This window comes from Pseudomonas putida (assembly GCF_030159595.1).
GTDB classification, from domain to species: domain Bacteria; phylum Pseudomonadota; class Gammaproteobacteria; order Pseudomonadales; family Pseudomonadaceae; genus Aquipseudomonas; species Aquipseudomonas putida_AC.
In genome coordinates this window covers 65,414-85,505 of sequence record NZ_BSKJ01000001.1, presented here as the reverse complement: position 1 = coordinate 85,505, position 20,092 = coordinate 65,414, and the positions used below count along the sequence as shown (strand labels likewise).

16 protein-coding genes are annotated in these 20,092 nt (G+C 63.2%); 7 read left to right on the top strand and 9 right to left on the bottom strand.

Features of this window, described 5'->3' with window-relative positions:
* Positions 1 to 168 precede the first annotated feature (168 nt).
* From QQL85_RS00420 to QQL85_RS00405, 4 genes are all read left to right on the top strand, one after another.
* A complete protein-coding gene (locus QQL85_RS00420) occupies positions 169 to 657 on the top strand; it encodes a DUF3015 domain-containing protein (protein ID WP_264361713.1) in 489 nt (162 codons plus the stop codon).
* Between the two features lie 71 nt (positions 658 to 728).
* Entirely contained in the window at positions 729 to 2,582 is a 1,854-nt protein-coding gene (locus QQL85_RS00415) for an Lnb N-terminal periplasmic domain-containing protein (protein WP_284356318.1), read from the top strand.
* Positions 2,583 to 2,673: 91 nt separating this feature from the next.
* Complete coding sequence (locus tag QQL85_RS00410; protein WP_284356319.1) at positions 2,674 to 3,030, top strand: hypothetical protein; 357 nt, start codon at positions 2,674 to 2,676, stop codon at positions 3,028 to 3,030.
* A 71-nt stretch (positions 3,031 to 3,101) separates the two neighbouring features.
* Positions 3,102 to 3,599: a GreA/GreB family elongation factor gene (locus QQL85_RS00405; RefSeq protein WP_284356320.1), complete on the top strand. Its 498-nt coding sequence runs from the start codon at positions 3,102 to 3,104 to the stop codon at positions 3,597 to 3,599.
* A 142-nt stretch (positions 3,600 to 3,741) separates the two neighbouring features.
* Here QQL85_RS00405 and gdhA read toward each other — a convergent pair whose 3' ends face one another.
* From gdhA to QQL85_RS00390, 3 genes are all read right to left on the bottom strand, one after another.
* Positions 3,742 to 5,082 (bottom strand): NADP-specific glutamate dehydrogenase, encoded by a 1,341-nt coding sequence (gene gdhA / locus QQL85_RS00400; protein WP_086978236.1) that lies wholly within the window; start codon positions 5,080 to 5,082, stop codon positions 3,742 to 3,744.
* Between the two features lie 220 nt (positions 5,083 to 5,302).
* Entirely contained in the window at positions 5,303 to 6,970 is a 1,668-nt protein-coding gene (gene ettA / locus QQL85_RS00395; protein ID WP_043203612.1) for an energy-dependent translational throttle protein EttA, read from the bottom strand.
* A gap of 302 nt (positions 6,971 to 7,272) precedes the next feature.
* Complete coding sequence (locus QQL85_RS00390) at positions 7,273 to 7,671, bottom strand: hypothetical protein (protein ID WP_284356321.1); 399 nt, start codon at positions 7,669 to 7,671, stop codon at positions 7,273 to 7,275.
* 248 nt (positions 7,672 to 7,919) lie between these two features.
* Between QQL85_RS00390 and QQL85_RS00385 the strand changes: the two genes are divergently transcribed.
* From QQL85_RS00385 to QQL85_RS00375, 3 genes are all read left to right on the top strand, one after another.
* Entirely contained in the window at positions 7,920 to 11,750 is a 3,831-nt protein-coding gene (locus QQL85_RS00385; protein ID WP_284356322.1) for a sensor domain-containing protein, read from the top strand.
* A gap of 181 nt (positions 11,751 to 11,931) precedes the next feature.
* Positions 11,932 to 13,185, top strand: coding sequence for a serine hydroxymethyltransferase (gene glyA, locus QQL85_RS00380; protein WP_003247505.1), 1,254 nt, complete (start codon positions 11,932 to 11,934; stop codon positions 13,183 to 13,185).
* 114 nt (positions 13,186 to 13,299) lie between these two features.
* Positions 13,300 to 14,253 carry an arsenic resistance protein gene (locus tag QQL85_RS00375; protein WP_284356323.1) on the top strand — a complete coding sequence of 318 codons (954 nt, stop codon included), beginning with the start codon at positions 13,300 to 13,302 and terminating at the stop codon, positions 14,251 to 14,253.
* 32 nt (positions 14,254 to 14,285) lie between these two features.
* Here QQL85_RS00375 and QQL85_RS00370 read toward each other — a convergent pair whose 3' ends face one another.
* From QQL85_RS00370 to QQL85_RS00345, 6 genes are all read right to left on the bottom strand, one after another.
* A complete protein-coding gene (locus QQL85_RS00370; RefSeq protein WP_349816507.1) occupies positions 14,286 to 14,630 on the bottom strand; it encodes a RidA family protein in 345 nt (114 codons plus the stop codon).
* Complete coding sequence (locus tag QQL85_RS00365; protein WP_284356324.1) at positions 14,627 to 16,063, bottom strand: aldehyde dehydrogenase family protein; 1,437 nt, start codon at positions 16,061 to 16,063, stop codon at positions 14,627 to 14,629. Before QQL85_RS00365 ends, QQL85_RS00370 begins: the two co-directional genes overlap by 4 nt.
* A 12-nt stretch (positions 16,064 to 16,075) precedes the next feature.
* Complete coding sequence (locus QQL85_RS00360) at positions 16,076 to 17,119, bottom strand: homoserine dehydrogenase (protein ID WP_284356325.1); 1,044 nt, start codon at positions 17,117 to 17,119, stop codon at positions 16,076 to 16,078.
* A 208-nt stretch (positions 17,120 to 17,327) separates the two neighbouring features.
* Entirely contained in the window at positions 17,328 to 17,765 is a 438-nt protein-coding gene (locus tag QQL85_RS00355) for an Lrp/AsnC family transcriptional regulator (protein WP_016713368.1), read from the bottom strand.
* Positions 17,762 to 19,150 (bottom strand): threonine synthase, encoded by a 1,389-nt coding sequence (locus QQL85_RS00350; protein ID WP_284356326.1) that lies wholly within the window; start codon positions 19,148 to 19,150, stop codon positions 17,762 to 17,764. Before QQL85_RS00350 ends, QQL85_RS00355 begins: the two co-directional genes overlap by 4 nt.
* Before the next feature lie 24 nt (positions 19,151 to 19,174).
* Positions 19,175 to 20,059, bottom strand: coding sequence for a LysR substrate-binding domain-containing protein (locus tag QQL85_RS00345; RefSeq protein WP_284356327.1), 885 nt, complete (start codon positions 20,057 to 20,059; stop codon positions 19,175 to 19,177).
* Positions 20,060 to 20,092 lie beyond the last annotated feature (33 nt).

Below are 20,092 nucleotides of genomic sequence, written 5' to 3'. Positions count from 1 at the left end.
GTCGCAGCCGGTGCAGGTCATGTAACAGCAAATTTTTCGCAATCAACAACGCAACCTTTAGATCGTGCCTAAACTCCAAGCTGCGCGGGTGGGTGAAATGCTTTCCCGACCTGGCAACCGAGTTGCCAGAAACCCTGACCCTTGGTTAAGACAAAGAGAACAAATGCTATGAAACGGATTCTTCTGGGTACTCTGTTCACCGTGGTCTCGCTGAACGCCATGGCTGAAGCGCCAGGCGGCCCGAACTGCGGCTGGGGCAACATGCTGTTCGAAGGCCAGCGCGGCACTCCGGCACACTTCCTGGCTTCCACTACCAACGGCACCTCCGGTAACGCCACGTTCGGCATGACTTCCGGCACCAACGGCTGCTCGACCAAGGCTTCGCTGACCTACGGCGGCAAGTCGTGGTTCGCCATGAACGGCATGATGAACGAGCTGTCCGAAGACATGGCCATGGGCCAGGGCGAAGCACTGACCACCTATGCCGTCGTACTGGGCGTCGCGCCGGAAGACCGTGGTTACTTCGAGTCGGTCGCTCACCAGCACTTCAACCAGATTTTCACCAGCGCCGACGTCACGGCCGAAACTGTCCACAGCAACACCCTGGCCGTTCTGAAGAACGACCCTCGCCTGGCCAAATACGCTACCGAGGCGTAAGCGCAGCTGCTCCCGCCCCCCCGGGGCGGGTTTCGCCTTTTTTCGGCATCGTCAAGAAGTAGTTGCCCGATATGCTCAAACGCCTCGCTTCCCTGGCGCTGTGTGCCTGCGCCCCTGTTCATGCCACACCCCTGTTGGACCAAAGCCGCCTCCAGCAACTGGCCAATACCCCTTACTGGCTCGCCATTGGTCACTACGAAACCGCCAAGCTCGGCGGCTGGCGCAGCTATGTGGACGACGATGCGTTCTTCCTCGCCGAGGACGGTGCGCACCACCCGGACCAAGAGCTGCAAGCCACGGTCCAGGCGCTGTATGCCCCGGCCAGCCTCGGCGACAAGCACGCCCAGTGTGTATTCCCTGCACGCACCCGCTGGCTACGTGAACAGCTCGGTTTGCAAGGCCTGCCGCAACCGGACTGCCAGGAATTCAAGACCTGGTACCAGTCGATCGACCCGCACAGCGCCGCGTTGATCTTCCCGGCGGCCTACCTGAACAGCCCCTCATCGATGTTCGGACACACCCTGTTGCGCATTGACCAGTCCAACACCCGCAGCGATGAGACGACACTGCTGAGCTACGCGATCAACTTCGGTGCCTATATCGAAGGCAGCGACAACAGCATCCTGTACGCCTGGAAGGGCCTGATGGGCGGTTACCCAGGGCTTTTCGCGCTGATGCCCTACCAGGAAAAACTCTCCGAATACCGCAGCCTGGAAAACCGCGACCTGTGGGAATACCAGCTGGACCTCACCCCCGAAGAAACCGGGCGCATGGTCGAGCATGTGTGGGAGCTGAAGCAGGTCCAGTTCGACTACTTCTTCTTCGACGAAAACTGCTCGTATCGCCTGCTGGAGCTGCTGCAAGTAGCCCGGCCGAGCCTGGACCTGACCTCGCAGTTCCCGTTGACCGCCATCCCGACCGACACCGTGAAGGCCGTGAAGCAGTCCGGCCTGGTCGCCAGCGAGACATACCGCCCTTCTCGCGAACGTGAATTGCTGGCCCGCGCCGAGCCACTGGACCACGGCGAAAAGCGTCAGGTGCTGGCCGTAAGTGCCGACACCACACAATTGCAGAGCCCCGAATTCAAGGCCTTGCCCCGGGAACGGCAAGCACTCGTGCAAGACGCCGCGTACCGCCTGGAGCGTTACCGGGCCAATGGCCAGGAGCGCGACCCCGGGCAGGCGAAGCGCAGCTTCGAGCTGCTGCGGGCGATCAACAGCAACCCACCGCCACCCCTGCAAATCGAGCGCCCCGGCCTGCCCGAAGATGGCCATGACTCGCGCACCTGGCAACTCGGCATGGGTACGCGTGAAGACCGCGCCTATGCCGAGTACGGCCTGCGCATGGCCTATCACGACCTCAACGACAACGCCTACGGCTTCCCCCTGGGTGCCCAAATCGAGATCCTGCAGCTGAAAGTGCGCCAGTACGAAGGCAATGACTGGCAGGTGCAACGCCTGGACCTGGCCACCATCCGCTCGCTGACACCGCGTAACGAGCTGCTCAAACCCTGGTCGTGGCAAGTGGCGGGCGGGCTGGAGCGTGTACCCGGCAAGCATGACGACGAGGTGCTGGTCAGCCATGTGAACGGCGGCGCCGGTGGTACCTGGCAACTGGCCGACGGGGTGCTGGGCTTCGCCCTGGGTACGGTGCGGGTGGAGCATCACAACGACTTTGCCCAGTTCATCGCGCCCGCTGCGGGGTTCAATGGCGGCCTGCTCTGGCGTAACGGCTTGGGCAACATGACGCTGGAGGCCAAGGGTGACTACTTCACCAATGGCGAAGTGCGCCGCAGTGTCAGCCTGAACCAGCAGTGGGAAATCAGCCAGAACCTGGGGGTGCGGTTGAGTGCTTCGCGGGAGTTCAGCCACCTGGCCACCGCGCAGAATGAGGTCATGCTCGAATTGAAGTGGTACCACTACTGAGTGATTCAATCGACTCTTTGACACTGTTTTGACGCCTCCCCGACAAATCGCCACCTAGACTCCCCCCTATCAACTGGAGGGCTGGGTGGTTATGTCGCGGTACTGGTTCGGCGTGTGCATGGCGTTGCTGCTGGCAGGTTGCGAAACCACTCACGAGCAGATGGTCAATCACGGCTACCCCCCCGCCTATGCCGATGGCTTCCAGGACGGCTGCAGCAGCGGCCGCCAAGCCGCAGGGCTGATGGTGGGCAACTTCCGCAAGGACGTACCGCGCTACCTGCACGAGCGCCAGTACGAAACCGGCTGGGACGACGGTTTTCGCCAGTGCCACGCCATGCAGAACAGCGAAGAACAGCGCCAGTACCACGAGCGCTTCTGGGACGAGCGCGATCGAGCGTGGCAACAGGAGAAGGACCGCGGTGCGGCAAAAGCCTATCGCCACAACTAAGTATGTCGCAAACGGACATCCCTCGAAACCGGCGGCCTGCCATGCTGGTCTTCAGTACAAGGAGGCCCTGCATGAGCCGAGCATTCGTCAACGAAGACCAGGCTGCCGACCAGGCCGACCAACCCGTCGAGCGCCTCGTCAGCGAACAACCCAACTACGTCACCGCCAATGGCCTGCGCCTTTTGCAGGCGCGCGTGGCCGAACTGAATGCCCTGCGTAGCGAACTGCAGGCGCAGGGGGAGCGTGGCGACAAACAGCGGCTGGCCGAGGTCGAGCGAGACCTGCGCTACTTCAGCGCACGGGCGCAGAGTGCCCAGGTGGTGCCGGCAGCGAATTCGCGCAGCAAGGTGCAGATTGGTAGCCGGGTGCGGTTTGTGGATGCGCAGGATCAGGAACAGGTGGTGCAGCTGGTGGGCGAGGATGAAGCGGATGCGGGCCGGGGCTTGATTAACTGGGACTCGCCGTTGGGGCGGGCGTTGCTGGGCGCAGGGCCTGGGGATGAGGTAGTTTGGCGGCGGCCGGTGGGGGATCAGGTGATCGAAGTGGTCGAGATCGAGGTAGAAGATTGAGGGCCCTGGGGGCTGCTTTGCAGCCCATCGCGACGCAAGGCCGCTCCTACAGGGATATCACTGAGCCTGAGGCTTGCGCTGTCCCTGTAGGAGCGGCCTTGTGTCGCGATAGGGCCGCAAAGCGGCCCCCTGCGGCCTAAGATCAGACCACGCCCTGTGCCAGCATCGCATCAGCCACTTTCACGAAGCCTGCGATATTCGCCCCTTTGACATAGTTGATACGGCCATCCGCCTCTTCACCGTAGTGCACGCACGCATGGTGAATCGACTGCATGATGTTGTGCAGCTTGCTGTCCACTTCACCGGCAGTCCACAGCAGGCGCATGGCGTTCTGCGACATTTCCAGGCCCGACACGGCCACGCCGCCGGCGTTGGAGGCTTTGCCCGGGGCATACAGGATGCCGGCGTCCAGGAAGATATCCACCGCTTCGAGAGTGGTCGGCATGTTGGCGCCTTCGGCCACGCAGATGCAGCCATTGCGCAACAGGGTTCGGGCATCTTCGGCGCCCAGTTCGTTCTGCGTGGCGCACGGCAGGGCGATGTCGCACGGCAGGCTCCACGGGGTCTGGCCCTTGCGGAACTCCAGGCCGTACTGCCCGGCCAACTCGCTGAGGCGGCCACGCTTGACGTTCTTCAGCTCCATCAACGCGTCCCACTGGGCATCGGTCAGGCCGGCTTCGGCGTACAGAGTGCCTTCGGAATCGGACAGCGAGATCACCTTGCCGCCCAGGTCCATCACTTTACGCGCCGCATACTGGGCCACGTTGCCCGAGCCGGAAACCGCCACGCGGCGGCCGTCGATACGCTTGTCCTGGCGCTTGAGCATTTCTTCGGCGAAGTACACGCAGCCGAAACCAGTGGCTTCCGGACGGATCAGGCTGCCGCCGTAAGTCATGCCTTTACCAGTCAGCACCGACGTGAACTGGTTGGCCAGGCGCTTGTACTGGCCAAACATGAAGCCGATTTCGCGGGCGCCCACGCCGATGTCACCGGCCGGTACGTCGCAGTCGGCGCCGATGTGGCGGTACAGTTCGCTCATGAACGCCTGGCAGAAGCGCATCACTTCGGCGTCGCTCTTGCCTTTCGGGTCGAAGTCCGAGCCCCCCTTGCCGCCGCCCATGGGCAGCGAGGTCAGCGAGTTCTTGAACACCTGCTCGAAGGCCAGGAACTTGAGCACGCTGAGGTTGACCGACGGGTGGAAGCGCAGGCCGCCCTTGTACGGGCCGATGGCGCTGCTCATCTGGATGCGGTAGCCGCGGTTGACCTGCACCTTGCCCTGGTCATCGACCCAGGAGACGCGGAACAGCACAGCACGCTCCGGCTCGACCATGCGCTCGAGGATGCCGGACTGCAGGTAGTGAGGGTTGGCTTCAAGGAATGGCCACAGGGTGCGCAGCACCTCTTCCACCGCTTGGTGGAATTCCGGTTGGCCAGGGTCACGCTGCTGGAGGCGTGCAAGGAAATTGTCGACAGATTCGATCATGGTAGACATCTCACCGAAGGGTTTGGACTTATTGGTTTTTTCAGGAATGTACCAAGAAGCAATCGCACGGGAATAGGGCGAAATGTCGTTTTTTTGAATTTTTTTGGTGCGTTTTATATAAATGTATACAAAGTGACCGCTGAAAAGGCCGTTTTCATGGTTTGCGCAGGCACAAAAATGGGGCTCCCAGGAGCCCCATTCTTGTGCATCTCAAACCGGCTTACTGGGCCAGTTTTTTGTGCCGTACACGGTGCGGCTGGGCAGCAGCATCGCCCAGGCGCTTTTTGCGGTCGGCTTCGTACTCGGTGTAGTTGCCTTCGAAGAACATGACGTTCGAGTCGTCTTCGTACGCCAGGATGTGGGTAGCCACACGGTCCAGGAACCAACGGTCGTGGGAAATCACGATCGCGGCGCCCGGGAAGTCCAGCAGGGCTTCTTCCAGCGAACGCAGGGTTTCGACGTCGAGGTCGTTGGACGGTTCGTCGAGCAGCAGGACGTTGCCGCCCTCCTTCAGGGTCAGGGCCAGGTGCAGGCGGCCACGCTCACCACCAGACAGGTCCTTGACGAACTTCTGCTGGTCGCCACCCTTGAAGTTGAAGCGGCCAACGTAGGTACGCGACGGGATCTCGTAGTTGCCGATGCGGATCTGGTCGGAACCGTCGGAAATCTGCTGGAACACGGTCTTGGCGCCATCCAGGTCTTCGCGGCTCTGGTCCACGCAGGCCAGTTGCACGGTTTCACCGATCTCGATGCTGCCCGAGTCCGGCTGTTCCTTGCCCATCAGCATGCGGAACAGGGTCGACTTACCGGCACCGTTACCACCGATCACGCCGACGATGGCGCCTTTTGGCATGGCGAACGACAGGTTGTCGATCAGCACGCGGTCGCCGTAGCCTTTGGAGACGTTCTTGAACTCGATGACCTTGTCACCCAGGCGCGGGCCGGCCGGGATGTAGATCTCGTTGGTTTCGCTGCGCTTCTGGAATTCCTGCGATTGCATTTCTTCGAAGCGCTGCAGACGGGCCTTGGATTTGGACTGGCGAGCCTTGGCGCCTTTGCGCACCCACTCCAGTTCCTCTTTCATGGCCTTTTCGTGGGCGCTCTGCTGCTTGGATTCCTGCGCCAGACGGTCCGACTTGGCTTCCAGCCAGCCCGAGTAGTTGCCTTCGTACGGGATACCGGCGCCGCGGTCCAGTTCCAGGATCCAGCCAGCGACGTTGTCGAGGAAGTAACGGTCGTGGGTAATGGCTACCACGGTGCCTGGGAAGTCGTGCAGGAAGCGCTCAAGCCACGCCACCGAGTCGGCATCCAGGTGGTTGGTCGGTTCGTCGAGCAGCAACATGTCGGGGGCCGACAGCAGCAGGCGGCACAGGGCCACACGGCGCTTCTCACCACCAGACAGGTGTTCGATTTTTGCGTCCCAGGCCGGCAGGCGCAGGGCGTCAGCGGCGACGTCCAGCTGGCGCTCCAGGTTGTGGCCATCGGCGGCCTGCAGGATGGCTTCCAGCTTGGCCTGCTCGGCGGCCAGCTTGTCGAAGTCGGCATCCGGGTCGGCGTAGGCGGCGTAGACCTCGTCCAGGCGCGCCTGGGCGTCCTTGATCACGCTGACCGCTTCCTCGACCACTTCGCGCACGGTCTTGGTCGGGTCCAGTTGCGGTTCCTGTGGCAGGTAACCCACGTTGATGTCGGGCATCGGACGGGCTTCGCCGTCGAATTCCTTGTCGACGCCCGCCATGATCCGCAGCAGGGTCGATTTACCGGCGCCGTTCAGGCCGAGCACGCCAATCTTGGCGCCCGGGAAAAACGACAGGGAAATGTTCTTGAGAATTTCCCGCTTCGGCGGCACGACCTTGCTCAGCCGATGCATGGTGTAGACGTATTGAGCCAAAACCAAGCCCTCTAATCAGATAGGTAAAGACATCGACGATCGCCCCGGCGCGCTGGCCAGGGGGATGTGTGTTTGGGTGTCGTTGAACAAAGTCGACCATTCTACGCCAACGCACGGCGTTGCATAGGAGGGGGCGATGGTGGGCTGGGATCGGAGTGATCCCTGGGAGAAATGTATTGCCTATGCTGGCCCCTTCGCGGCTAAAGCCGCTCCCACAGAGATATCGCCGCCCTCAAGGGCAACGCAGTACCTGTGGGAGCGGCTTTAGCCGCGAAAGGGCCGGCACAGCAGCCGAAAATGGCTCAGACGTGACGCTGCCTGGCCTTGCCACGCGGCAACCGGCAACGGTCACCCTGCTCGGCCAGGCGCGCAGCCCAGGCAGACTTCACGCTGAAGCCACCGCAGCGGGCAGGCTGCTGCTCGGCAACCTTGGCGGGTTTGTCGGCCGCAGGCGCAGTGCTGACCACCTTGGCCGCAGGCGTGTTGACCTCAGCCACTGCAACTGCCGCCGCCTTGGCGGTCTTGCGCAGCTCAGCCAGCGATGGGGTTTTGCTCTTGGCGCTGGCGGCAGCGTCAGGTTTGACCAGCGAACGCTGGCAAGACTTGCAGGATACGTCCTCGGTCACGGCAGTGCTGACAAGGGTCTGACTGCTGCGCCCACAGGCGGAATCGAGGCCATTGGAGGAAAAATGAGTAACCAAAACCGAACATCTCCGATGCGTTGTCATGTGAAGCAGGCGCTATTCTCGCACAGGTTGCAGGGGCTTGCTGAGCCACCCGGCAGGCACCATCGGTCAACATGGCTGGCACTTTGCCATAATCCTAGGCATGCTAGCCGGTTTCAGGTGTCCGGCCTTATAGTGCGCCACCGCGTTGCGGCAGCCAGGTACCGGCACACACCGTGCATGATCCTTCCCTGCCATCGCCAGCCCAATCGCAGGATCAACGCTTGACCAACCTAACTCATCCGTCGTCATTGCGTTCCGCGCCACAAGCGCCCGCCGCTACCCTGCGCGGGTCGATCAAGGGTGCGCTGGCGCTGTTGGCCCTGATCCTGCTGGGCCTGCTGCTGTGGCAGCTGTTCGCCCAGTTCAACCACACCCAGGCCGACCTGCGCAAACAGAGCCTGGACGCCACTGCGGAACTGGCCGACCACCTGAGCCTGAACATGGCGTTCAAGGCGCAGCAGGCCGTGAACGTGGTGCAGCCCTACGTCAATGCGCCGACGCCTGCCGCCCTGCCCAGCCTGCTGGATACCCTGCGCGAGCGCCTGCCCGCCCTGCAGAGCATGGCCTGGCTGGATAGCGCCGGGCAGTCGCACAGCGACAGCCTGCCAGGCAGCCCAGACCGCCAGTTGCTTGACGAGCTGCTCACGCTGAGCCAGGGGCGCCCGTACTTCTTCACCAATTCGGCCGACAACCGCACCCTGTACCTGCTGCTGCGCCAGGCGGCCGAACAGGATCGTGGCTACTGGTTGCTGCGCCTGTCACCAGACTACTACCGCGAACTCACCACCCACCTCGATGGTGGCGGGCACCCACTGTGGCAGCTGGAAAACAGCCGCAGCGGCGAAGTGCTGCAGCAGCATGCCCCAACCGACACCAGCCACGAGCCGCTGCAAAGCGTGATGCTGGCCTTCATCGACAACAGCACCTGGCAGCTGCGCGGCCTGTTCGACGCCAAGCTGACGCAGCAAAAATTGCTGCCTGCGCTGATCGGCAAATGCCTGCTGGTGCTGTTCTGCGCCCTGCTGCCGGTGTTGGCGCTGATCAACATGCGCCGCCGCCAGCGCGCGCTGCAGGAAGACCGCCGGCGCTACCAGGAAATCTTCGAAGGCACCGGCGTGGCCCTGTGCGTGCTCGACCTGTCCAGCCTGCCCGGCCAGCTCGACCGCTACCACCTGCGCAACCACGCCGCACTCAAGCACAGCCTGGCACTGGACCCGAACCTGCGACGCTCGCTGCTGCTGGAACTGAAGATTACCGAGGTCAACCAGGTGGCGCGCCAACTGTTGAACATCGAATGCCACGAAGGGGCCTGGCAGCGGCTGATCGACGGCAGCGGCGATGGCCGCGACAGCGTCGGCATGCAACTGATCGATGCGCTGATCGAACAACGCCAGGTGCTGGAGCTGGAAGTGCGACTGCCGGCTCCGCTGGGCGGCGAGTTGCACCTGTGGCTGATGGCGCGCCTGCCGCAGCAGCGCCGCGACTACCAGGCCGTGATCCTCAGCATCAGTGACATCACCAGCCGCAAGCAGGTGGAGTTGTCATTGCTGGAGCGCGAAAGCTTCTGGTCGGACGTGGTGCGCACCGTGCCCGATCAGCTGTACGTCCAGGACGTAGTCAGTCAGCGGATGATCTTCAGCAACCGCCACCTCGGCCAGACCCTGGGTTACGACCGTACCGAGCTTGCGCAGATGGGCGACCGTTTCTGGGAGCTGCTGCTGCACCCCGAAGATGCCGCGCACTACCAGGCGTTGCGCCAGCAACAGCGTGACAGCGGCCACGATCAACCGCTGCACTGCCAGCTGCGCTTCCGCCACCGTGATGACGGCTGGCGCTGCTACGACATCCGCGAACAGGTGCTGACCCGTGACGCCGATGGCCTGGTAACGCGCATCATCGGCGTAGGCAAGGACGTGACGGTGCAGATCGAAGCCAGCCAGTCACTGCGCGACAGCGAACAGCGCTACCGCATGCTCGCCGAAAGCATCAGCGATGTGATCTTCTCCACCGACAGCCTGCTGCAGCTCAACTATGTCAGCCCTTCGGTGAAAAGCGTGCTGGGCTACCAGGCCGACTGGATCTTCGCCAACGGCTGGCAATCGATCATCGCCAACCCGGCCCAGCTCACCGGCATCTACAGCCTGATGGAGCGCGTCAGCAACGCCATGGGCGACCCGGCGCAACTGGCCCAGCTGCGCAGCCAACTGCCGACCCAGCTGTTCCTGTTCGACTGCCTGCGCGCCGATGGCCGCAAGATTCCGATCGAGCTGCGCCTGGTGCTGGTGTGGGACGATGACCAACGCTTTGAAGGCGTGCTTGGCGTGGGCCGTGACATCAGCCAGCAACGCCGCGCCGAAAAAGACCTGCGCATGGCCGCGACGGTATTCGAGCACTCCACGTCGGCGATCCTCATCACCGACCCGGCCGGCTACATCGTTCAGGCCAACGAGGCGTTCAGCCGCGTCAGCGGTTACGCCGTCAGTGAAGTGCTCGACCAGCTACCCGGCATGCTCACCGTCGACGAACAACAGGAAGGCCACCTGCGCTATGTGGTCAAGCAACTGCACCAGCGCGGCAGCTGGGAGGGCGAGGTATGGCTCAAGCGCCGCGACGGCGACCACTACCCGGCCTGGGTCGGCATTACCGCCGTACTGGATGACGAGGGCGACCTGGCCAGCTATGTGTGCTTCTTCACCGACATCAGCGAGCGCAAGGCCAGCGAGCAGCGCATCCACCGCCTGGCCTACTACGACGCCCTCACCCACCTGCCCAACCGCACACTGTTCCAGGACCGCCTGTACAACGCCCTGCAGCAGGCCGAGCGGCAGAAGGCGTGGGTGGTGCTGATGTTCCTCGACCTCGACCGCTTCAAGCCGATCAACGACTCCCTCGGCCATGCCGCCGGCGACCGCATGCTCAAGGACATGGCCCTGCGCCTGCTGGCCTGCGTGGATGACGACGACACCGTGGCGCGCATGGGCGGCGACGAGTTCACCCTGTTGCTGCAACCACGCCCCACCCGCGAGATGGCCCTTAACCGCGCCATCCATGTGGCCGAGAACATCCTTGGCAGCCTGGTGCGGCCGTTCGTGCTGGAAAACCGCGAGTTCTTCGTCACCGCCAGTATCGGCATCGCCCTCAGCCCGCAAGATGGCGGCGAGCTGAGCCAGTTGATGAAAAACGCCGATACCGCCATGTACCACGCCAAGGAACGCGGCAAGAACAACTTCCAGTTCTACCAGGCCGAAATGAACGCCAGTGCCCTGGAACGCCTGGAGCTGGAAAGCGACCTGCGCCATGCCATGGAGCAGAACGAGTTCATCCTCTACTACCAGCCGCAGTTCAGCGGCGACGGCAAGCGCCTGACCGGCGCCGAAGCCTTGCTGCGCTGGCGCCACCCGACGCGTGGCCTGGTGCCGCCAGGCGACTTTATCCCGGTGATCGAGGAGCTGGGCCTGGTGGTGGACGTGGGCGACTGGGTGCTGCGCGAGGCCAGCCGCCAGCTCAAGGCCTGGCACAAGGCCAAGGTGCGAGTACCCAAGGTGTCGGTGAACATTTCAGCGCGGCAGTTCTCCGACGGCCAGTTGGGCACGCGTATTGCCAACATCCTTGAAGAAAGCGGCCTGCCGCCGGCCTGCCTGGAGCTGGAGCTGACTGAAAGCATCCTGATGCGCGAGGTGAACGAAGCCTTGCAGATTCTCGCCAGCCTGAAGAACCTCGGCCTGAGCATTGCGGTCGACGATTTCGGCACCGGCTACTCGTCGCTCAACTACCTCAAGCAGTTCCCCATCGACGTGCTGAAGATCGACCGCACCTTCGTCGACGGCCTGCCCGAAGGCGAGCAGGATGCGCAGATTGCCCGGGCGATCATCGCCATGGCCCACAGCCTCAACCTGGCGGTGATCGCCGAGGGCGTGGAAACCCACGAACAGCTCGAGTTCCTGCGCGAGCATGGCTGCGACGAAGTACAGGGCTACCTGTTCGGGCGGCCGATGCCGGCGCATCAGTTCGAGGCGCAGTTCTCCAACGAGACCCTGTTCATGTTTCATTGAGGGGGTGCAGAGCCCCCAAAAAGCGGACTTACAAGTCAACTACTGCGCCCGCGCAGCCCAGACACGGCGCGGGATGCAACATGAAGCCCATTGGTCCGCGACTTGATGCCACTTCATATGCCAGCCGCGAATCAATCGGTTAGAATGCCCCCCCAAACTACCCCGATCCTTGAGGACCGCCATGTTCAGCCGTGATTTGACCATTGCCAAGTACGACGCCGAGCTCTTCGAAGCCATGCAGCAAGAAGCTCTGCGCCAGGAAGAGCATATCGAGCTGATCGCTTCGGAAAACTACACCAGCCCGGCAGTCATGGAAGCTCAGGGCTCGGTCCTGACCAACAAGTACGCCGAAGGCTACCCAGGCAAGCGCTACTACGGTGGTTGCGAGTACGTCGACGTCGTCGAGCAACTGGCCATCGACCGTGCCAAGGAACTGTTCGGCGCCGACTACGCCAACGTCCAGCCGCACGCCGGCTCCCAGGCCAACGCTGCCGTCTACCTGGCCCTGCTGTCGGCCGGTGACACCATCCTGGGCATGAGCCTGGCCCACGGTGGCCACCTGACCCACGGTGCTTCCGTCAGCTCTTCGGGCAAGCTGTACAACGCCATCCAGTACGGCATCGACGGCAACGGCCTGATCGACTACGACGAAGTCGAGCGCCTGGCTGTCGAGCACAAGCCGAAGATGATCGTTGCCGGCTTCTCGGCCTACTCGCAGGTTCTGGACTTCGCCCGCTTCCGCGCCATCGCCGACAAGGTCGGTGCCTACCTGTTCGTCGACATGGCCCACGTTGCCGGCCTGGTTGCCGCTGGCGTGTACCCGAACCCTGTTCCGTTCGCCGACGTGGTGACCACCACCACCCACAAGACCCTGCGCGGCCCGCGCGGCGGCCTGATCCTGGCCCGTGCCAACGCCGACATCGAGAAGAAGCTGAACTCCGCTGTCTTCCCGGGCGCCCAAGGTGGCCCGCTGGAGCACGTCATCGCCGCCAAGGCCATCTGCTTCAAGGAAGCCCTGCAGCCTGAGTTCAAGGCTTACCAGCAGCAAGTGGTGAAGAACGCCCAGGCCATGGCCAGCGTGTTCATCGAGCGTGGTTTCGACGTGGTGTCCGGTGGCACCCAGAACCACCTGTTCCTGCTGTCGCTGATCAAGCAGGAAATCTCCGGTAAGGACGCTGACGCCGCCCTGGGCAAAGCCTTCATCACCGTGAACAAGAACTCGGTACCGAACGACCCGCGCTCGCCGTTCGTCACTTCGGGCCTGCGTTTCGGCACCCCAGCCGTTACCACCCGTGGTTTCAAGGAAGCCGAGTGCAAAGAGCTGGCCGGCTGGATCTGCGACATCCTGGCAGACCTGAACAACGAAGCCGTGATCGACGCTGTACGTGAGAAGGTCAAGGCCATCTGCAAGAAGCTGCCGGTTTACGGCAACTGATTGGCGATTGCCTGACAGGAAAAAGCCCGGCCTAGTGCCGGGCTTTTTCGTTTGCGGCAACGCCATCTCGTATTACCCTGTGCCCCCACTCACGCATCGAGCACAGGCCGTACCTTGACCAGGGAACAACTCGAAACCCACCAGATCCCTATCTACTTCGTTGCCGTGCTCGCAGCCGTCGCCTTCGGCTTGATGGCCAGCGACAGCGCGCGCCAGCTGGAAGCCTTGGTCACGCCCGCCATCGCCGTGCTGATGTATGCGATGTTTCTGCAGATCCCTTTCCTCGACCTGCGCCAAGGTTTGGGCAACCGTCGCTTCATCATCGCGCTACTGCTCGCCAACTTCATCCTCGTGCCGCTACTGGTCTGGGCCATTACGCGTGGGCTGGTCGCGCACCCGGCGATCCTCGTCGGCGCCTTGCTGGTGCTGCTTACGCCGTGCATCGACTATGTGGTGGTGTTCACCCACATTGGCAAAGGCGACTCGCGCCTTACCCTGGCCGCTACACCTGTGCTGCTGCTGCTGCAACTGGTGCTACTGCCGGTGTACCTGGCCTGGATGCTGGGTGACAGCAGCACCGTGGCAATCTCCATCACCCCGTTCGTGGAAGCCTTCGTGCTGCTGATCGTGTTGCCGATGATACTTGCCGTGCTCACCAGTGCCGGCGCTCGTCGTTCAGGTGCGGTATCGGCGTGGAACGATGGCTGGGCGTGGTTGCCGGTACCGGCGATGGCCCTGGTGCTGGTGGTTGTGATCGCCTCGCAGATTGCCGTGGTGCGGCGTGATTTCGACCGCTTGCTGCCGGTCATTCCGGTGTACATCGGCTTCATGTTGCTAGCGCCCGTGCTCGGGTTCATTTCGGCGCGGCTGCTGCGCCTGCCTGCCGCCGAAGCACGCTCGGTCACCTTCAGCGCCGCCACGCGCAACTCGCTGGTGGTACTGCCGCTGGCATTGGCATTACCCGAAGCGATTCGCGGGTTGGCGGCTGCAGCGGTGATTACGCAGACATTGGTGGAGTTGGTGAGCGAGCTTGTTTATGTGAGAGCCGTGCCACGCGCCATACGCTGACCCGTGGGTAAGGATCGCGCCAGTCACGCGCGCTAAGGGTATACGGCAAACACCTGCACCTCGACCAGGTACCCCTCGCCCAGGTCTGCGCCTACACACGCCCGTGGCGGTTTAGGAAAACCCTGCAACCAGGCGTCGTACACCTCATTGACCAAGTCGAAATGGCGGTAGTCGGCAAGCCACAACTGAACCCTGGTCAGTTGCGCCTTGCCAAGATCAGCCTCTGCCATCAGACCGTCGATCGTGCTCAGCGCCTGACGCAACTGCCCCTGCACATCCTCCTGCAGGTCGCCCGCCACTATGCCCGCCGTTTCGAACAGCCCCCTGTAGCTGACCGCCAGGGACATCCGATCGCCTGCCCGAAAACGAGTGATCATGGCGCTACCTCCCCACAGCCCATCTGGTTGAGGCAGACGACTTTGGGCTGGGTCATGTCTTCATAGGCGAACCGCACCCCTTCGCGCCCAAGGCTTCCATACTTGGAGCCACCAAATGGCATGGCATCGAAGCGGTAATCGGACGAATCGTTGATCATCACCCCGCCTGCCTCAATGCGCCGGGCCAGGCTCAACGCCAGCGACAGGTCGCGGGTAAACACGCCGGCATGCAGGCTGTATTCCGGGGCGTTGGCCAGCGCTACCGCCTGCTCGATGCACTCGAACGGCGCCAGCATCACCACCGGTGCGAACACCTCTTCAAGCCACAGCCTGCTGGCGTGGTCAACGCCTTCCAGCACTGTCGGGGCATAGGCGGCACCCTGACGCTGATGGCCGGAGAGCAGGCGAGCACCACCCTGAAGGGCCTGGTTGACGCGTTCTTCGATCTGCCGTGCAGCGGCTTCGGTGATCATCGGCCCCATGTCGGTTGCGCGCTGTCCCGGGTCACCCAGCACCATTGCCTGGGTCAGGGCGACGAAGCGCTGGCGAAACGCCTCATAGATCGAGGCGTCCACCAGGATGCGCTGAGTGCCGATGCAGTTCTGGCCCGCAGCCCAGAACGCACCCGATACGCACGACTCGACAGTCGCCTCAAGGTCGCAGTCCTTCAGCACCAGCACCGGCGCATTGCCGCCCAGGTCCATCGCCAGCTTTTTCAGGCCAGCCCCCCGCGCAATCTGTTCGCCGGTAGCGAAGCCGCCAGTAAAGGAAATCATGCGTACTTCACGTATGGCCACCAGGGCCTTGCCCAGCTCGGCGCCCCCCGTGGCGACCGTGACGACGGCCTCCGGCAGCCCTGCATCGATCAGGTACTGCACCAGCTTCAGGGCAGACAGCGGGGCCAGCTCCGAGGGTTTCAGAATGACGGCATTGCCGCCTGCAATGGCTGGCCCCAACTTGTGCGCGACCAGGTTAAGCGGGTCGTTGTACGGGGTAATGGCCAGGATCAACCCCAGCGGCTCGCGGGTGAACCAGCCCTGGCGCGATTCAGAGCCTTCGTAGGCATCGAAAGGCACCACTTCTCCGGCATTGCGCCGCGCCTCTTCTGCAGACAGCTTGAGCGTATTGATGCAGCGTTTCACCTCCTTCTCGGCCTGGCGCAGGGTCTTGCCCGCTTCATCGACGATCAGGCCGGCAAAATCTGCAGCGTCGCGTTCGATGAGGCGAGCAGCCTGCTCCAGAATGCTGGCGCGTCGATGCCGGGGTAGCGCGGCACTTTCGCGCACGCCGCCGCGCGCACGGACGAGCAGGCCTGGTACCGCAGCGGCGGAAAGATTGGCAACGCTACCCACCAGGCTGCCATCGTAGGGGCTGAACACATCGATCAAGTCGGGTTGGCAATCGGCTACCCGGGACACGGAAGTCAGGCTCATGAACGCTGCTCCTCAGGCCGAATGGCCAGCGGTGTGAATGGCGACGATATCCGACAGCAGGGCAAATGCCGTTTCGACACGCCCCGCACCTGGGCCAGACACAGTCACAGCGCCCAGCAACTCGGTGTTGAACGCAACCGCATTGGTTGCACCGGAAATACCCGCCAGCGGGTGCTGAGCAGGCAACAGGCGCGCCTCGACACAGGCACTGACCGAACCATCGGCTTGCCGGCTGGCGCTGCCAATCAGCTTCCAACGCTGACCCTGGGCCTGCGCCTGCTGGATAGCCGCACTGTCGATGGCACTGATACCGCTGCAGGCGACATCACTCACCTGCAGGCAGGCGCCGAGCAACTCATTGGCAAGAATGACCACCTTCAGGCGTACGTCATGGCCTTCCACATCGGCGGTCGGGTCTGCCTCGGCATACCCAAGTGCTTGTGCCTGGGCCACCGCCTCGGCAAAACCAAGCCCCTCCTCCATACGCGTGAGCACATAGTTCGAGGTGCCGTTGAGGATGCCCTCGAACCCCACCAGGCCTGCCCCTGCCAAGGTCTGGCGCGCCATGCGCAGCACCGGCGTACCGCTCATCACCGCGCCTTCGTATTCGAACGACACGCCATTGGCCTTGGCCAATGCCTTGAGCGCCTGGGCATGCAAGGCGATCGGCCCCTTGTTGGTGGTGACCACATGCTTGCCCGCTTCCAGCGCCCAGCGGCAGAAGGTTGCCGCTGGCTCACCGTCCGTAGGGTTGGTGAATGTGGCCTCGGCGATGATGTCGGCGCCAGACTGCTTGATCACCGCCTCATTGAAGGCTTCAGCCGAACCTTGAGGGATCTGCGCCAGCACCCCCTTCTGAGCCGGCAGCGCGGCCAGCGTGGCGGCGTCCAGGCCATCGCGGTCGATTGCTGAACCCAGGAACAGGTCGGTGACGCCCACGATCTTCAAGCCAAAGCCCAGCTCTTGCTGCCAGCGCGCATTGCGTTCGGCAATCAGTTGGGCCAGGGCACGGTTCACGCCACCAAAGCCAACGAGTGCAATTTTGTATTCGGTCATGGTTTGCTGTCCTTTCCAGGCGGTTGGTCGATGGGGACAAGCGTAAGCACCGTGCAATGCCAGTTGAATATGGCAATCCGCTGTATTTATTGGCCAATCTGGCCAGTGCCCGTGCACGCCTGAGCGCCCCGCCGGAATGCAAAACGCCGCCAGGGTGCAAGCCCGGCGGCGTGGGTGTAACGATGGCCATCCATCACAACGGCGCGGTTCAGATCACCGTGGCCAGGACGAACGATGTCACGGTATTTTCGACCCCGGGCATGGCGGCGATTTCCTTCCACACATGGTGCACCCGCTCCGGGCTTGAGGCCTCGACGCGCAGCAGCAGGTCGAACTCGCCGCTGAGCACTTCACACTGGATCACTTCGGGGATCTGGCGCAGCGCATCAAGCACCGCGTCACCGCGCATGCGGTCATAGCGGTAGACGAATATCACCGCGTTAATCAGCGATGTCGGCCGTCGGCCCTCACCGATGCGCAAGGTATAGCCCTGGATGGCCCCGTCGCGCTCCAGGCGCTCGATGCGCTGGCGCACCGCATTGCGCGACAGGTTCACCTTCAGCCCCAGCTCGGCATGGGCGATACGCGCATTGGCGGTGAGCTCGGCGAGAATGCGCTCGTCCAGGGGGTCGAGGATGCGCTTCATCGCCCGGCCTGCAACCGTGCCAATAACGCATGAACCCCCGCCAGGTCCTCTGGCTCCAGCAGTGGCCCGGCGCCTGCAATGCCAACGACGTCGACCGGCACCTCACCGTGCCAGGCCCCAAGCTCCGCCAACAGCCCGGCAGACTTTTCCGGGGCAAACTGCCCCAGCGTGACGATGGGCGCGCCAATGTTGCGCCGGTGCAGACGCCCGGCGAATACCCCTGTCGCGGCATGCGGGTCTACTGCGCTGCCGGTTTCGTGGAACAGCGTGATGATTTCCTCGCGAATCAACGCGTCGTCCACGGCATAGGAGTCAAACAGCATGCGCGCATGCAACCACTGCCGGTTGCCAATGCTCAGCTCGCCACACGCCTCGAAATGCTCCATCAGCGCCCGGGTCGCCCCGCCATCGCGGTCATACAGTTCCCAGACGAAGCGCTCCAGGTTGGAGAACAGCGAGAAATCCATGACCGGTGACAACGTCTGGCGGGTTGAACCACGGCTGTAGCGATTGCAGTGGATGAACCGATGCAAGGCATCGTTGCGGTTGGTGGAAACAATGATCTGGTTGATGGGCAGGCCCATCTTCTGGGCAATGAACCCTGCGTAGATTTCGGCAAAACTGGCCGTGGGGATGCTGAAGCCTACCGGCCGTGTCCCCCCTCCCAGCTGAAGCGCCGCATGGAAATAGAACACGATCTGCGCCAGCACGCCGACCCAGTTGGTCGAGTTGAAGCTCACCGGAATCAACCCGGGGCATGGCCAGGCACGCAGCAGCGCCGACACCAGCGACTGGCAGTCGTCAAAGCTGCCATCCACGGCCACGCAGCTTACGCTGTCGGACGCGGCAGCGCGCATCACCGCTGCCCGGTCAGCGGGTGTGCCTGCACAGGGATACAGCGCCAGCAAGCCCGCCGCCGGGCAATGCCGCAGGGCCTCGATCGCCGCCACCGCCGTATCGCCGTTGCTGGCCCCCACCAGCATGACCCGCTCGCAGTCGGCCCCCAGAAAGTGCCGGATGAGCCGCGCCTGCAACTGCGCGGCAAAGTCCTTGGAAGACCGGGTAGGCCCGTGAAACAGCTGCAGGATCCATTCGTTATGGCCCAGCTGCTGCAACGGCGCGATGCCACGGTGCTTGAACCCACGATAGCTGTCGCTGACCAGCGCCCTGAGGGTAGGTTCGTCGAGGGTATCGCCAACAAACGGTGCCATCACCCGCCAGGCCAGTTCGTCGAACGGCAACCACGACCAGCTGGCAATCTCCTGCGGGCTGAACACCGGCACCGAGGTGGGCACATAAAGCCCACCATCGTCGGCCAGGCCAGAAAGCAACGCCGTGCGGAAATCGACTCGTGTTTCGTTGCCGCGCGTGGATGTGTACTGCATCGGTGCTCCAGACAGGTACTTGAATTAACGGTGCGCCATGGCCACCAGCCAGTGGCTGAACGCCTGAGCATCCGGTGACAACGCTTCACCCAGGCCGCGTACCAGGTAAAACGACTCGCTCGCCTCGATGCGCGGGGTAAAGGGCGCTACCAGCCGCCCCGCCTGCAGCAACTCCTCTACCAGCGACGAGCGTGCCAGCGCCACACCCAGCCCCAACTCCGCCATGCGCAAGGTCGACACCAGCGTGTCGAATTGCAGGCCGCTCGAAGAGTCGACCTGATCGGCACCCACCCGCTCCAGCCAGTAGCCCCAGCCTTCCTCGTAACCCAGCACATGCAGCAATGGGGCGCGGGCCAGGTCACGCGGCTCGCGCAGCGGGCAATCGGCGGCCAGCGCGGGTGCGCAGACCGGCACCAGCACGTCGCGGGTCAGGCGTTGCGCCTCCACACCGGCCCACTGCCCGCTGCCCCAGCGGATTTCCAGGTCGTCCTCGGCATCCAGTTCCTTGACCCACAGGTTGCTGATGTAGCGGATGTCCACCTGGGGGTACGAACGCCGAAAATCGGCCAACCGGGGCGCCAGCCAGAAGTGCAGGAACGACAGGCTGCCGCGCACCTTCAAAGGCCGACGCTGGCGTTGCCCGAAGATTTCGTTGGTGCCTACCGCCAGCCGGCTTATCGCATCCTGTACCACCGGCAGGTAGGACTGCCCTTCTTCGGTCAGCCCCAGCCCGCGCGGCAGGCGCTTGAACAGCGCTACCCCCAACTGGCTCTCCAGGTGGCGAATCTGCTGGCTCACCGCCCCCTGGGTAAGGTGCAGCTCTTCTGCTGCATGGGTGAAGTTCAGGTAACGCGCCGACACTTCGAAGGCTCTGAGCCAGTTCAAGGGGGGCAAGGTTTTCTGGGTCATCGGCGGTTTCTCGTGGCAACGTTCAGGTGGCCT

Bases quoted from the DNA above. Each gene is read 5' to 3' on its own strand.
- QQL85_RS00420 (WP_264361713.1), top strand. From the start codon at position 169: ATGAAACGGATTCTTCTGGGTACTCTGTTCACCGTGGTCTCGCTGAAC.
- QQL85_RS00415 (WP_284356318.1), top strand. From the start codon at position 729: ATGCTCAAACGCCTCGCTTCCCTGGCGCTGTGTGCCTGCGCCCCTGTT.
- QQL85_RS00410 (WP_284356319.1), top strand. From the start codon at position 2,674: ATGTCGCGGTACTGGTTCGGCGTGTGCATGGCGTTGCTGCTGGCAGGT.
- QQL85_RS00405 (WP_284356320.1), top strand. From the start codon at position 3,102: ATGAGCCGAGCATTCGTCAACGAAGACCAGGCTGCCGACCAGGCCGAC.
- gdhA (WP_086978236.1), bottom strand. From the start codon at position 5,082: ATGATCGAATCTGTCGACAATTTCCTTGCACGCCTCCAGCAGCGTGAC.
- glyA (WP_003247505.1), top strand. From the start codon at position 11,932: ATGTTCAGCCGTGATTTGACCATTGCCAAGTACGACGCCGAGCTCTTC.
- QQL85_RS00370 (WP_349816507.1), bottom strand. From the start codon at position 14,630: ATGATCACTCGTTTTCGGGCAGGCGATCGGATGTCCCTGGCGGTCAGC.
- QQL85_RS00365 (WP_284356324.1), bottom strand. From the start codon at position 16,063: ATGAGCCTGACTTCCGTGTCCCGGGTAGCCGATTGCCAACCCGACTTG.
- QQL85_RS00360 (WP_284356325.1), bottom strand. From the start codon at position 17,119: ATGACCGAATACAAAATTGCACTCGTTGGCTTTGGTGGCGTGAACCGT.
- QQL85_RS00355 (WP_016713368.1), bottom strand. From the start codon at position 17,765: ATGAAGCGCATCCTCGACCCCCTGGACGAGCGCATTCTCGCCGAGCTC.
- QQL85_RS00350 (WP_284356326.1), bottom strand. From the start codon at position 19,150: ATGCAGTACACATCCACGCGCGGCAACGAAACACGAGTCGATTTCCGC.
- QQL85_RS00345 (WP_284356327.1), bottom strand. From the start codon at position 20,059: ATGACCCAGAAAACCTTGCCCCCCTTGAACTGGCTCAGAGCCTTCGAA.